Origin of the sequence: Sphingomicrobium sediminis (assembly GCF_023805295.1) — a bacterium.
Classification (GTDB): Bacteria; Pseudomonadota; Alphaproteobacteria; order Sphingomonadales; family Sphingomonadaceae; genus Sphingomicrobium; species Sphingomicrobium sediminis.
The window spans coordinates 1,288,393-1,301,168 of sequence record NZ_JAMSHT010000001.1; the positions used below are offsets into that span (position 1 = coordinate 1,288,393).

The 12,776-nt window shown below is 63.1% G+C and carries 11 protein-coding genes; 2 read left to right on the forward strand and 9 right to left on the reverse strand.

The annotated features are described in order from the left end of the window. Position 1 precedes the first annotated feature (1 nt). Genes metH through NDO55_RS06760 form a run of 4 tightly spaced genes read right to left on the reverse strand, consistent with a single transcriptional unit; the run spans position 2 to position 5,488 of the window. A complete protein-coding gene (gene metH / locus NDO55_RS06745; protein ID WP_252115564.1) occupies positions 2–2,572 on the reverse strand; it encodes a methionine synthase in 2,571 nt (856 codons plus the stop codon). 23 nt (positions 2,573–2,595) lie between these two features. Then, positions 2,596–3,639 (reverse strand): homocysteine S-methyltransferase family protein, encoded by a 1,044-nt coding sequence (locus NDO55_RS06750; RefSeq protein ID WP_252113635.1) that lies wholly within the window; start codon positions 3,637–3,639, stop codon positions 2,596–2,598. Beyond that, complete coding sequence (metF, locus tag NDO55_RS06755) at positions 3,636–4,532, reverse strand: methylenetetrahydrofolate reductase [NAD(P)H] (RefSeq protein WP_252113637.1); 897 nt, start codon at positions 4,530–4,532, stop codon at positions 3,636–3,638. The genes NDO55_RS06750 and metF overlap by 4 nt, the downstream gene beginning before the upstream one ends. After that, positions 4,529–5,488, reverse strand: a complete 960-nt coding sequence (locus NDO55_RS06760) for an ArsR/SmtB family transcription factor (RefSeq protein WP_252113639.1) — start codon at positions 5,486–5,488, stop codon at positions 4,529–4,531. Before NDO55_RS06760 ends, metF begins: the two co-directional genes overlap by 4 nt. Positions 5,489–5,673: 185 nt before the next feature. On the opposite strand from NDO55_RS06760, the gene NDO55_RS06765 reads away from it, so the two are divergent. Continuing rightward, positions 5,674–5,922, forward strand: a complete 249-nt coding sequence (locus tag NDO55_RS06765; protein WP_252113641.1) for a hypothetical protein — start codon at positions 5,674–5,676, stop codon at positions 5,920–5,922. An 89-nt stretch (positions 5,923–6,011) separates the two neighbouring features. After that, entirely contained in the window at positions 6,012–6,200 is a 189-nt protein-coding gene (locus NDO55_RS06770) for a hypothetical protein (protein ID WP_252113643.1), read from the forward strand. Between the two features lie 3 nt (positions 6,201–6,203). Here NDO55_RS06770 and NDO55_RS06775 read toward each other — a convergent pair whose 3' ends face one another. The 5 genes from NDO55_RS06775 to NDO55_RS06795 all read right to left on the reverse strand — a co-directional run bounded on the left by NDO55_RS06775 (position 6,204) and on the right by NDO55_RS06795 (position 12,694). Continuing rightward, entirely contained in the window at positions 6,204–7,634 is a 1,431-nt protein-coding gene (locus NDO55_RS06775) for a T6SS phospholipase effector Tle1-like catalytic domain-containing protein (RefSeq protein ID WP_252113645.1), read from the reverse strand. A 55-nt stretch (positions 7,635–7,689) separates the two neighbouring features. Then, entirely contained in the window at positions 7,690–9,006 is a 1,317-nt protein-coding gene (locus tag NDO55_RS06780) for an APC family permease (RefSeq protein ID WP_252113647.1), read from the reverse strand. Positions 9,007–9,161: 155 nt separating this feature from the next. Beyond that, complete coding sequence (gene groL, locus NDO55_RS06785) at positions 9,162–10,811, reverse strand: chaperonin GroEL (RefSeq protein WP_252113649.1); 1,650 nt, start codon at positions 10,809–10,811, stop codon at positions 9,162–9,164. A gap of 79 nt (positions 10,812–10,890) precedes the next feature. Further along, positions 10,891–11,178 carry a co-chaperone GroES gene (gene groES, locus NDO55_RS06790; protein ID WP_252113651.1) on the reverse strand — a complete coding sequence of 96 codons (288 nt, stop codon included), beginning with the start codon at positions 11,176–11,178 and terminating at the stop codon, positions 10,891–10,893. Between the two features lie 100 nt (positions 11,179–11,278). After that, complete coding sequence (locus tag NDO55_RS06795; protein ID WP_252113653.1) at positions 11,279–12,694, reverse strand: MATE family efflux transporter; 1,416 nt, start codon at positions 12,692–12,694, stop codon at positions 11,279–11,281. Between the last annotated feature and the right edge of the window lie 82 nt (positions 12,695–12,776).

Below are 12,776 nucleotides of genomic sequence, written 5' to 3' on the forward strand. Positions count from 1 at the left end.
CCTAGCTTGCCGCCGCCGCCTCGTCGAGATTGGGCGACAACCGCTTTTTGGCCGTAGCGTGGTCAAGGCCCATACGCTGCGCATAGTCCGCAAGCTGGTCCGGCCCCACCCGCGCAACGCCGAAATAAGCGGCATCTTCATGCCCGAAATAGAAGCCCGACACCGCGCTTGCCGGCCACATGGCGTTGTTCTCGGTCAGCGAAATCCCAGCAGGATCGCGGCCCAGCAGGTCGAACAGGATCGGCTTCAATCCATGGTCGGGGCAGGCCGGATAGCCGGGCGCCGGACGAATGCCGCGATAGCCTTCGGCGATGAGCTGCTCGTTGCTGAGCTTCTCGTCGGGCGCATAGCCCCACACGTCAGTCCGGACATGCTGGTGCAGCCGCTCGGCAAAAGCTTCGGCAAAGCGGTCGGCCAGCGCCTTTAGCAGGATCGCGTTATAATCGTCGCCCGCAGCCTCATAGGCCTTGGCGCGCTCGTCCGCGCCGTGGATCGCGACGGCGAAGCCACCGACATGGTCGCCTGCCTCGGCGATGAAGTCGGAAAGGCAGAAATTGGGCCGCCCCTCGCGCTTCTTCACCTGCTGGCGCAGCATCGGCACGCGGACCTCATCGACGATGATGTCATCGCCATCGCGATGCGCCGGCCAGATTTGCGCCACGGCGCGCGGCTGAAGCCATTTTTCCTCGACGATCTTGTCGAGCATCGCCTGCGCGTCGGCATAAAGCGCACTTGCCGCATCCCCGACGATGTCATCCTCGAGGATGGCCGGGAAGGTGCCCGCAAGCTGCCAGCTGCGGAAGAACGGGGTCCAGTCGAATGTCGCGCGCAGGTCGGCAAGGTCCCAGTCGTCCCAGACATGCCGCCCCGGCTTGGCCGGTGCCGGCGCGATACCCGCCGGATCGAAGGGCGCGGCATTGGCGCGCGCTTCCTCAAGCGTTGCGATGCCCCCCTTGCCCTTGCCGGCGCGAGCGGCACGCACCTTGGCATAATCATCGGCGATCTCGCCGACATAGGCGGCTTTCTCCTCGCCCATCAGCTTGGATGCTACGCCCACGGCGCGGCTCGCATCGGTGACGTGGATGACCGGTCCCGAATAGGCCGGCGCAATCTTCAAGGCGGTATGAACACGGCTTGTTGTTGCGCCGCCGATCAGCAGCGGCAGTTTAAGCTTCTCGCGCTCCATCTCGCTCGCATTATGCACCATTTCGTCGAGGCTGGGCGTGATGAGGCCCGACAGGCCGATCATGTCGACCTTGTTCGCCCGCGCCGCATCGAGAATGTCGGGCCAGCCGACCATGACGCCGAGGTCGACCACTTCGTAGCCGTTACATTGCAGCACGACGCCGACGATATTCTTGCCGATGTCGTGCACGTCGCCCTTTACGGTCGCCATGAGGATTCGGCCCTTGGCGCTGTTCGCCTCGCCCGCATTTTCGGCCTCGATGTAGGGGAGCAGCTGCGCGACGGCCTTTTTCATGACCCGCGCCGACTTCACCACCTGCGGCAGAAACATCTTGCCCGACCCGAACAGGTCGCCGACGCGGTTCATGCCATCCATAAGCGGGCCTTCGATGACGTGCAGCGCACGCTCCGATCCCACGCGGGCTTCCTCGACATCCTCGATGATGTGCGCGTCGAGCCCCTTGATCAGCGCATGGGCGAGCCTTTCGGCCACCGGCTGCTCGCGCCAGGTCTCGTCCTTCTCCGACGCCTTGGCGCCCTGCCCTTGGTAGCGCTGCGCCAGCTCGATCAGTCGGTCGGTCGCGCCCTCATCCTTGTCGAACAGCACGTCCTCGCACGCCTCGCGCAATTCGGGATCGATTTCGTCATAAACGTCCAATTGCCCCGCATTGACGATCGCCATGCCGAGGCCGGCAGGGATCGCATGGTAGAGAAAGACGCTGTGCAGCGCGCGGCGCACCGTCTCGTTGCCGCGGAAGGAGAAGCTTAGGTTGGACAGCCCGCCCGAAATATGCGCGTGCGGGCATTGCTCGCGGATTTCCTTCGCCGCCTCGATAAAATCGAGGCCGTAACGCCGATGCTCGTCGATCCCGGTCGCCACTGCGAAGATGTTGGGGTCGAAGATGATGTCCTGCGGCGGGAAGCCATCTGCGACCAGCAAATCGTAAGCCCGCTTGCAAATCTCGACCTTGCGCGCCTTGGTGTCGGCCTGCCCCGTCTCGTCGAAGGCCATGACCACCGTCGCCGCGCCATAATCGCGGATCTTTCGCGCGAGCCGGAGGAATTCGTCCTCGCCTTCCTTGAGGCTGATCGAATTGACGATCGGTTTGCCCGGCACGCATTTCAGCCCCGCCTCGATCACCTCCCATTTGGACGAATCGACCATGACCGGCACACGGGCAATGTCGGGCTCGGCGGCGATGCGCTTGAGGAAGGTCTCCATCGCGGCGACACCGTCCAAGAGCGCCTCGTCCATATTCACGTCGATGATCTGCGCGCCATTCTCGACCTGTTGGCGCGCGACCTCGACTGCGGTCTCGTAATCGTCGTTGAGAATGAGCTTCTTGAAGCGCGCGGAGCCGGTGACGTTGGTCCGCTCGCCGATCATGACGAAGCGACTGGCAATATCGTTCACGCGCGCACCTCGAGCGGTTCGAGCCCGGCCAAGACCATATCGGTCTCCACTGCAGCCGCCTTGCGCGGTGCGGCCCCCTCGACCGTATCGGCAATCGCCTTGATATGCGCAGGCGTCGTCCCGCAACAGCCGCCGACAATGTCGACCAGCCCCTCGGCCAGCCATTCCTCGACCTGCCGCGCCGTTTCCTCCGGTCCCTCGTCATATTCGCCCAAATCGTTGGGCAGCCCCGCATTGGGGTAGGCCATGACCAATGTCTCGGCGCGCGCATGGAGGGCCTTCAAAGCCGGCCGGAGCGCCTCCGCGCCGAAGCTGCAGTTGAGGCCGATGGTCAGCGGCCGCGCATGGCGAATGCTCGCCCAGAAGGCCTCGACCGTATGGCCCGACAGGTTGCGCCCCGACAGGTCGGTGAGCGTCATCGACATCATGATCGGCAGTTCGCGTCCCAATTCGCGCTCGACATTGCGCACTGCCATCACGCCGGCTTTGGCATTCAGGGTATCGAACACCGTCTCGATCAGGATGAAGTCCACTCCGCCCTCGGCCAAAGCGCGCACTTGTCCCTCGTAGACCTCGACCACATCGTCGAAGCTGACCTCGCGAAAGCCGGGGTCCGCAACGTCCGGCGAGAGCGACAGCGTCTTGTTAGTCGGCCCCACCGCGCCCGCCACGAAGCGCTGCTTGTCTTCGGTCGAATACTTGTCCGCAACACCCCGCACGATCCGCGCCGCCGCGACGTTGATGTCTTCGACTAGGTGCTCCGCGTCATAATCGGCCTGGCTGATCGCATTGGCATTGAACGTGTTGGTGGCGAGCACGTCGGCGCCCGCTTCTGCAAAGGCCGAGCAGATCTCCTCCACCGCCTGCGGATGCGTAAGATTGAGTAGGTCGTTATTCCCGCGCTGCTCGCGCTCCAGCGCGACATTACCGCGAAACTGCGCCTCGCCGAGCCCCAATTTCTGGATGGCGGTGCCATAAGCTCCGTCTTTAACGAGAACCCGCTCGGCAGCGAGCGCGCGCAGCTGATCGGCCTTGCTCATTGCGGCTTCACCCCCAGCAGGCGGCAAATCGCGTAGGACAGGTTCGCGCGATTGAGCGTGTAGAAATGGAAATGCCGTACCCCGCCGGCGTAAAGCTGCCCGCACAATTCGGCGGCGATGGTCGCGGCGACGAGCTCGCGCGCCTGCGGTGTGTCATCCAGCCCCTCGAACCGCTCGGCCATCCACTCGGGAATTTCCGCCCCGCACATGCCGGCAAACTTGCGCGTCTGCGCAACATTGCTGACCGGCAGGATGCCCGGCACCAATTCGATTTCGCGTCCCCGCGCTGCCAGCGCATCGCGCAGGCGGAAGAAGGGCTCGGGATCGAAGAAGAATTGGCTGATCGCCCGGCTCGCGCCCGCATCGATCTTGCGCAGCAGGTGATCGAGATCGGCTTCGAAGGACAACGCCTCGGGATGGCATTCCGGATAGGCCGCGACCGAAATATCGAAGTCGGCTACTTCCTTCAGCCCCGCCACCAATTCGGCGGCATTGGCATAGCCACCCGGATGCGGCGCGAAACATTGCCCCTCGCCCGGCGGATCGCCCCGCAGCGCGACGATGTGCCGCACGCCAGCGTCCCAATACTCGCGCGCCACTTCCTGCACTTCCTCGCGCGTCGCATCGACGCAGGTGAGATGCGCGGCAGGCGTCAGCGAGGTTTCCTCGACGATGCGCTTCACCGTCTCGTGCGTGCGTTCGCGCGTGGAACCGCCAGCTCCATAGGTCACCGAGACGAATCGCGGGCCGAGCGGTTCGAGCCGCTCGATAGAGGACCAGAGCTTTTCGCTCATCTTCTCGGTCTTGGGCGGAAAGAATTCGAAACTGACGTCGATATCGCCCTTGGGACCGGCAAAGAGCGGCGCGGGGGCGTGGGGCTGGATTTCGCTCATGCCGCTACCTTTCGTGCCTTGCCGGGCCGGTCGGCGGCCCAGATCGTGACCGTCAGCTCGCCGCCATCGAGCCTTACCGGCCGCGCCGGCTTCAATCCTGCCAGCTTCACCATGTCGGCGATTGCAGCGTCGGTAAAACCGAGCCGCTGATGCCCATGCTGGCGGCGCAAATCCTCGCGGTCATGCGCGGCAAAGTCGACCAGGACCAAACGCCCCCCTGGTGCCAGGATGCGCGCGGCTTCGTCGATCGCGGCACGCGGCTGGTGCGCAAAGTGCAACACCTGGTGCAAGATCACCGTATCGGCAGCGCCATCGGCCAGCGGAAGCGCAAACATGTCGCCCTGCCGCAAGCTCGCAGCGATGTCGCCCGCAGCTTCCAACCGCACGCGCGCGAGGCGGAGCATGTCCGGCGATCGGTCGATCCCGATCGCTTCGCTCGCGCCCGGTGCAAAGAGTTCGAGCATGCGGCCGGTCCCGGTCCCCACATCGACCAGTCTCCCGAGCGGACGGCCTTCCAATGCTTTCGCCGTCGCGGCCTCGACTTGTTCTTCCTCGATATGCAGGCTGCGCAACTCATCCCAGCGCTCGGCGCGCGAGGCGAACCATTGCGACGCGGTCTCCGCCCGCTCGATCCGGATTGCATCCAAACGCTGCGCATCGCCGTCGCAGGCCTCGGCAATCGCGCCCTCCATCCGCGAATCGATGATCTCGAACAGCGGCGAATCGACGGGCAATGCAGGCTCTACGAAGGTCCAGCTGCCTTCCTTGCGTCGCCGCGCGATGCCGGCTTCGGCCAATATGCGGACGTGACGCGAAATTCTCGGCTGTGATTGACCGAGCGCCTGCGCGATCTCGCCGACGGTCAATTCCATCGAGCGAATGACCATCAGAATGCGCAATCTGCTCTCGTCCCCGAGCGCGTGGAAGAAATTTGTCAGTTCCATAGGTGCAACCATCGCATAAAGGCATAAAGAAACCTTTATGACCGTCAAGCGAGAACGATATTGCCTCGTGAAAATTTGACGATTGCGTGACGGGCCAGACCTTTGTAAGTCTCACCACAGGCCTGCCTTAAGCGATTAGGGCAGGTCGTGCCTTGTGCGCGCGGTGAGCGGGCACGCAAAGCAAGGAATATTTGAACATGAAGAAAGTTGCTCTGACTGCTGCGGTTCTGGCCTTCGCCCTGACCGCTTGCGAAAACACTGCCGAAGGCGTGGAAGAAGATGCCGCCAACGCTGAAGCTGCCGTCGAAGAAGGCGCTGCCGAAGCTGAAGAAGCTGTTGAAGCTGCTGGCGACGAACTCGACGCTGCTGGTGACGAAGCCATGGGCGAAGTCGCTGAAGCTGCCGGCGAAGTCGAAGAAGAAGCTGCTGAGGAAGCTGCCGAGTAATTCTCGCACTCCTCTGCTTTTTCGAGCAGACTTTGAAGGGTCGTCCACCATGTGTGGGCGGCCCTTCTTTTTTGCGCTATGATGCGGGCATGCGGTTCGCGTTTCCCCTTGTCGCGCTGACGCTTCTTACGGCCTGCGGTCGCGCCGATCCGCCTGTCGCCGAGCAACCGGACGAAGTCGCCAATGATCGCCTGGATTCGATCGAGCTGCGACTTGACGAGGCCCGCGACCTCGCGCCGCCGGACCTGGAATCTGTCGAGGCTGCGGCAGCGATCTAGACGCTACCAACCAACCACTTCGATACAGGTCTGATCGGCTTTGAGGTGCCAATCGCGCACATCGCCCGTCAGTTCGGCCTCACGGTCGATACCCTCCACGCACCCCTCCCGACGCAATTCCTGCCGGAAGCCGCGATTGCGCAAGAGTTCGTGGCAAAGGAGCCGCGGCGTCTTGATCGCGTCCTCTCCGCAATGATCGTCATAGCGCGCCTGCATATCGGAGGCGCGCTCCAGCCGCTGGACCACCGAATAATGGATCTTCGGCTTGCCCCCCAACCGCCGCGCATAGTCGATCGGATCGCGATAGACCCGATCCACGTCGAAATAGGCCCACGTATATTTCTGCGCGTCATGGAGCGGGCCGTAGCGATCCTCCTTCACGCGCGGCGCCAAGGCAAAGAGATCGCGTTCGGCGGCCAAGCGGTCGAGCATCCAGTTGAGCGACACGCCAGGAATGAGGCCGACGATCAAATCGTCGCCATCGACATAATTGCCGCCGACATCGGCATGCGCACCTGAAAACCAGACTTCCTCGATCTCGGTTCGATCGAGCCCCTTCGGACAGGTTGCGGGCATCTGCGGTTGCTCGGCCATGACCAGCGTGAAGGCCTTGGACCGGTTGTCGTCCAGCGCCATGGCGTGGAAAAGATGCCCTGCCCCGCACGGTTGGACCCAATAATAGGGATCGCTGAAGAAAGGATCGGGATTGCCGTCTCGCCCGCCGAGCTCTGCAACCACGTCGAACAAGGCGAGTGTATCGACATTGCGGCTGGCGTCGCGTCGTGCGGACCAATCATGGTCTTTCATACCGGCTGCTCCGTTGCGCTCCGCAATGTCCGCGAGCACGCCATCACGGATGAGCTTTTTCTCGCGCCGGTCATAATCCGCGAGCGCGTCCAGACCCGCATCGTTCGGGGACCGATAGGCGTCCCAGATGTCATGCACCTTGCTGCGCCGCGCGCTGCGATCCCAATGCTCCCCGCTCATGTCCGGGATGCCCGCGACCGCGATCATGCCTGTGAGCAGACGCTGCGCGTAGGCGCCGCGCGAAAAGCCGGCAAGGATGATGCGATCGCCGGGCCGATAGACGCGCGTCAGGAAACGATAAGCCTCGCGCACATCCTCGCCCGTCCCCTTGCCCAGCAAGGCCCCGCGAAACTCGCCTTTGCCCGCGCCGACGCCCTCGGCGTAATAGGTGACCAGCGGCCGGTCGGACACGCTGCCCAGCGTCTCGGCAATCTCGTACATGCGCACCGCATTGGTCCGCGAGACGCTGTTGTTCGCGGTGCCGTCGATGACGATCAGGATGTCGCTGGGCGGCCGGTCGCGATCTTCGAACGCGTAGCGGGAATCGAGATGGACGGTGCCGACACGCGTGACCTGGCACGCCGACAGCGCGAGCATGGCAGAAATCAGGACCAGAAAACGAAACACGATTTTCTCCGGCTCTACGTTACGCGACCCAGCCTAGCGCGGCATCCGCCGATGACTAGGCTTCGCGCGGCGGTTCATCGAAAAACACTTCGGCCGCATCGGCTGGCTGGCTGCGGGTGATGAGGTTAAGCCCAAAGCCCAATACCATCATCCCCGCGCCGATCAGCCACGCCCGCTCCGGCGCCTGCCACAAGGCGGCGACATTGAAGGCCGACGCCACCACGATGATGGCCCACCAGTTGAGCGTCATCCCCTCGACGATGCCCTCATGCCCCCGGGTGCGAAACGCCACGAAAGCGGCATAAGCGGCGAGGCCGACAAGCTGCGAGAATACCGAGCTGACGATGGCAAGGAATTCGAACCCGCCGGTCAGCGAGACCAAGGCCACCAGCGCCGAGAAAAAGAGGATCGACGCCATCGGCGTATGCGACTTGCTCGACAGCGGGAGCAGCCAGTGAGGCAACAGTCCGCGCCGCGCCATCCCGTACATGATCCTCGGGCCGCCAATGTAGAAAGTGAGCTGGTTGGTTGCGATCGAGAAGATGGCTGCCAGCGTGAGCAGCAGCGCGCCCGTCTCGCCCATCACCGCACGGGCAGCAGCGGTCAGCGGGGTGAGGTCTTCGTCGGGGTTCGGCGCGGCGGCAATATAGGCCCACTGCACCACCATGTAGAAAATGATAATGATCGCGAGCGAGAGCAGCATGGTTTTGGGGATGGTGCGGCGCGGGTTCTTCACTTCGCCAGCCGCATAGCTGTTCGCGATGGTGCCCGAATAGGCATAGAAAATGAGGAGTATCACGGCCTCCGCCTCGCTGAAGGTCGGTAGCTCGACCTCGGTCGCGATGCCCCCCTTGGCCAAGGCCACCACGCACAGAAGCAGGATCGGGCTGAGTTTGAGGATCGAGCCGACCACGAGGCCTGCGGTCGCCTTGCGCATGCCGGAAATGGTGAGCCAGGTCATGGCGACCAGCAGGAACAGGATCGCACCGCGCTGCCACAAGGGATCCTCGAGCGCGGGTAACAACACGGCCATGTAGCTCGTGAGGACGTAGAAATTGGCGGCGCGCGAGGAAATGATGGCGATGAGCAGCATCCAACCGACCTGGAAGCCGGCTTGCTTGCCGAACGCGGCCTCCGCATAAAGCTGCGGCCCGCCCGACTGGCGGAACATGGCGGCGAGCCGCGCCATGACGATCACGCCCGCGCCGACCAGCAGGCCAACGATCATGATCATCCACGGCGCGAAGGCCCCGATGGCCGCATAGAGCAAGGCGGGCATGGCGAAGATGCCGGCACCGACCATCGCGTTGACGCTCATCAGCGTCGACCCGAGCTTGCCCATTTCGCGTGGCGGCTTGATCGCATCCGTCATCAATTTCTCCCCCCAGAGATAAGACGCAACTCGATTGACGACTTAACACAGTTTAGTCGAATTGCACGCAGCCCGTGAACAATCGAGATGAAAAAGGCCGGAGCGCATCGCTGCGCCCCGGCCCTTTTTGTTCAGCGTTGCTGAGCGTTCGGGACTTAGAAGTCCATGCCGCCCATGCCGCCCATGCCACCGGGCATGCCGCCGCCAGCACCGCCCTTGTCGTCGCTCGGCAGCTCGGCCACCGTCGCTTCAGTGGTGATGAGCAGACCGGCAACCGAGGCTGCGTCCTGTAGCGCGGTGCGCACGACCTTGGTCGGGTCGACAACACCGGCCGAAACCAGGTTTTCGTACGTGTCGTTGGCTGCGTTGAAGCCGAGCGACGGGTCGTTACCGTCGATCAGCTTGCCGGCAACCACGGCCCCGTCGAAACCGGCGTTCGAAGCGATCTGGCGAACCGGCGCTTCCAGCGCGCGGCGCACGATGTCGATGCCGCGAGTCTGGTCGGCATTTTCGCCTTCCATGCCGTCAAGCGCCGACTTGGCGTAGAGAAGCGCGGTACCGCCACCGGGGACGATGCCTTCTTCGACCGCAGCGCGGGTTGCGTGGAGCGCGTCGTCGACACGGTCCTTGCGTTCCTTCACCTCGACTTCGGTAGCGCCGCCGACCTTGATCACGGCAACGCCGCCGGCGAGCTTGGCGAGACGCTCCTGGAGCTTCTCGCGGTCATAGTCGCTGGTGGTGTTCTCGATCTGCTGGCGGATCGCACCGGTACGCGCTTCGATCGCATCCTTGGCACCCGCGCCGTCGACGATGGTGGTGTTGTCCTTGTCGATCTGGACGCGCTTGGCGGTGCCGAGCATGTTGAGCGTCACGTTCTCAAGCTTGATGCCGAGATCTTCCGAGATCATCTCGCCGCCCGTCAGGATGGCGATGTCTTCGAGCATCGCCTTGCGACGATCACCGAAGCCCGGCGCCTTGACGGCCGCGACCTTGAGGCCGCCGCGCAGCTTGTTCACGACGAGGGTCGCGAGCGCTTCGCCTTCAATGTCTTCGGCGATGATCAGGAGCGGACGGCCCGACTGTACGGCCGCTTCGAGGATGGGAAGCATCGCCTGGAGGTTCGACAGCTTCTTCTCGTGGATCAGGATGTAGGGATCGTTGAGTTCAACGGTCATCTTTTCCGGATCGGTGATGAAGTAGGGCGAGAGGTAGCCGCGGTCGAACTGCATGCCTTCGACGACGTCGAGTTCGAATTCGAGACCCTTGGCCTCTTCGACCGTGATAACGCCTTCCTTGCCGACCTTGTCCATGGCTTCGGCGATCTTCTCGCCGACTTCCTTGTCACCATTGGCCGAGATGATGCCGACCTGGGCAACTTCTTCCGAACCCGAAACCGGCTTCGAACGGCCCTGCAGGTCTGCAACGACCTTGGTGACGGCGATGTCGATGCCGCGCTTCAAATCCATCGGGTTCATGCCGGCCGCAACCGACTTCATGCCTTCCTGGACGATCGACTGGGCCAGCACCGTGGCGGTGGTGGTGCCGTCACCGGCAATGTCGTTGGTCTTCGAGGCAACTTCGCGCAGCATCTGCGCGCCCATATTCTCGAACTTGTCCTTGAGCTCGATTTCCTTGGCGACGCTGACGCCGTCCTTGGTGATGCGCGGGGCACCGAAGCTCTTTTCGATGACGACGTTACGACCCTTGGGGCCGAGCGTCACTTTGACGGCGTCGGCGAGGATGTCGACGCCTTTGAGGATGCGTTCACGGGCGTCGCGCCCGAATTTCACGTCTTTGGCAGCCATGTGATTGCCTTTCTAATTTGCTCTGTTGGAAGCTGAATAAGTTTACGAATTTAATGGTGGGTCGCCCCACTCATTCAGCTCAGCTGACGATCCCGAGGATGTCGCTTTCCTTCATGATGATCAGGTCTTCGCCGTCGATCTTGACTTCGGTGCCCGACCACTTGCCGAACAGGATCTTGTCGCCAGCGCTGACGTCGAGCGGCGTGACCTTGCCGTCTTCGCTCTTAAGGCCCGAGCCCACGGCGACGACTTCGCCTTCCTGCGGCTTTTCCTTGGCGCTGTCGGGGATGATGATGCCCCCGGCGGTTTTTTCATCGGCCTCGACACGGCGGACGAGGACACGGTCGTGAAGCGGTTTGAAACCCATGGTTCCCTCTGCTTTCAATAGTTGATGTTCGTTCATGCGACGTCTGGCACTCCCATCAAGAGAGTGCCAAGTCGCTGCGCATTTGGGATGCGCGTTCCTACTAGTCAACAGGTGCGGGGGAAGATTCTTTGCTCGGTTCGTCCGACATGAGGCCCAACCGCTCGCGGCGCATCCAACGCTGCAGCATCAGCACCCCGACAATGGCGAGCCCGATGGCCAGCCCGGACCAGATCCCGACGCCTTCCCAGCCTGCCTCGAAGGCCAGCCAGGCGCCTGCGCCGATGCCGATCAGCCAGTAGCCGACGAAGGTGAAGATCATCGGGATCTTGGTGTCGTGCAACCCGCGCAGCACACCCGCGCCGACGACCTGCGCGCCATCGACGATCTGGAAGATGGCAGCGATGACGAGGAAGCTGGCGCCCAAGGCAATAACTTCGGTATTTTCAGGCGTGTCGGCAAGGAACAGGCCGATCAGTTCTTCGGGGAAGGTCCAAAGGAAAATGGCCATGCAGCTCATGAAGCCGACACCCAGCATCCAGGCGGTCCAACCGGCGCGGGCAATGCCATCCTTGTCACCGCGTCCGTGCATAAGGCCAACGCGCACGGTCGAGGCCTGCGCAATGCCCCAGGGCACCATGAAGGAAAGCGCAGCAATCTGGAGCGCAATGGCGTGCGCGGCCAGCGCCTGCTCGCCGACCAGGCCCATGAGATAGGCCGCTGCCGAAAAGACGCCGCCTTCGAAGCCCATGGCGAGCCCGATGGGCAGGCCCAGCTTCCACATGTTGCGGTATCGCTCCCAGTCCGGACGCCAGAAGCGCGCGAACAGTTGGAAGCGCTTGAATTGCCGGTCGGTCAGGATCACCGCGAACATTGCCACCGCCATGATCGCCCAGGTGATCGTGCTGGCGATTCCGGCCCCGAAGACGCCCAATTCGGGCGCGCCCAGTTCGCCGAAGATCAGCGCATAATCGAGCAGGCTGTTGATCGGGATGCTCGAGGCCGAGATGAGCAGGATCCAGCCCGGCCGTTCCAGTGCGGCGAGGAAGTTGCGCATCGCGTTGAACAGCAGGAAAAGAAAGGTCGACCAGAGATAGCCCCAGAGGAAGACTTGCGCGTTGACCGCCAGCGCCGGGTCCTGCCCGAGCCAGCCGATCACCGTTTCGGCATTCATCAGGATCGCCCAGAGCGGAATGGTCACCGTGATGGCCAGCCAGACCGATTGGCGGAAGCTGCGACGGACATCCTTCACCCGCCCCTTCCCGCGCCCCAGCGCGGTCGCCATCATCGGGCTGGCCGCCGTGATCACGCCGAGCGCGATGAGGTTGAGGGCGAAGGTGAGGTTGAGCGCCAGCGCCACCGCCGCCAACTCGCTCGTCCCGTAACGACCGATGAAAAAGGTATCGATCGCCTGCACCGAGGCCATGGTGAGGTTGGTGAGGATGAGCGGCCAGGCGAGCTTCAGCGTCGCGCGAAATTCGCGACGCCAGCTTCCGGGTTCGTGTGCTTCAATGGCCATGGCCGGCTGCGGCTAGACGCGAAGTGGTGCAACAGTCCAGCGAATAAGGCTGGCATCGCAGCCAACGGGACCTATCTTCGTT

Bases quoted from the DNA above. Each gene is read 5' to 3' on its own strand.
- NDO55_RS06765 (WP_252113641.1), top strand. From the start codon at position 5,674: ATGAAGAAAGTTGCTCTGACTGCTGCGGTTCTGGCCTTCGCCCTGACC.
- metF (WP_252113637.1), bottom strand. From the start codon at position 4,532: ATGAGCGAAATCCAGCCCCACGCCCCCGCGCCGCTCTTTGCCGGTCCC.
- NDO55_RS06760 (WP_252113639.1), bottom strand. From the start codon at position 5,488: ATGGTTGCACCTATGGAACTGACAAATTTCTTCCACGCGCTCGGGGAC.
- NDO55_RS06795 (WP_252113653.1), bottom strand. From the start codon at position 12,694: ATGGCCATTGAAGCACACGAACCCGGAAGCTGGCGTCGCGAATTTCGC.
- groL (WP_252113649.1), bottom strand. From the start codon at position 10,811: ATGGCTGCCAAAGACGTGAAATTCGGGCGCGACGCCCGTGAACGCATC.
- groES (WP_252113651.1), bottom strand. From the start codon at position 11,178: ATGGGTTTCAAACCGCTTCACGACCGTGTCCTCGTCCGCCGTGTCGAG.
- NDO55_RS06780 (WP_252113647.1), bottom strand. From the start codon at position 9,006: ATGACGGATGCGATCAAGCCGCCACGCGAAATGGGCAAGCTCGGGTCG.
- NDO55_RS06750 (WP_252113635.1), bottom strand. From the start codon at position 3,639: ATGAGCAAGGCCGATCAGCTGCGCGCGCTCGCTGCCGAGCGGGTTCTC.
- NDO55_RS06770 (WP_252113643.1), top strand. From the start codon at position 6,012: ATGCGGTTCGCGTTTCCCCTTGTCGCGCTGACGCTTCTTACGGCCTGC.
- metH (WP_252115564.1), bottom strand. From the start codon at position 2,572: ATGATCGGCGAGCGGACCAACGTCACCGGCTCCGCGCGCTTCAAGAAG.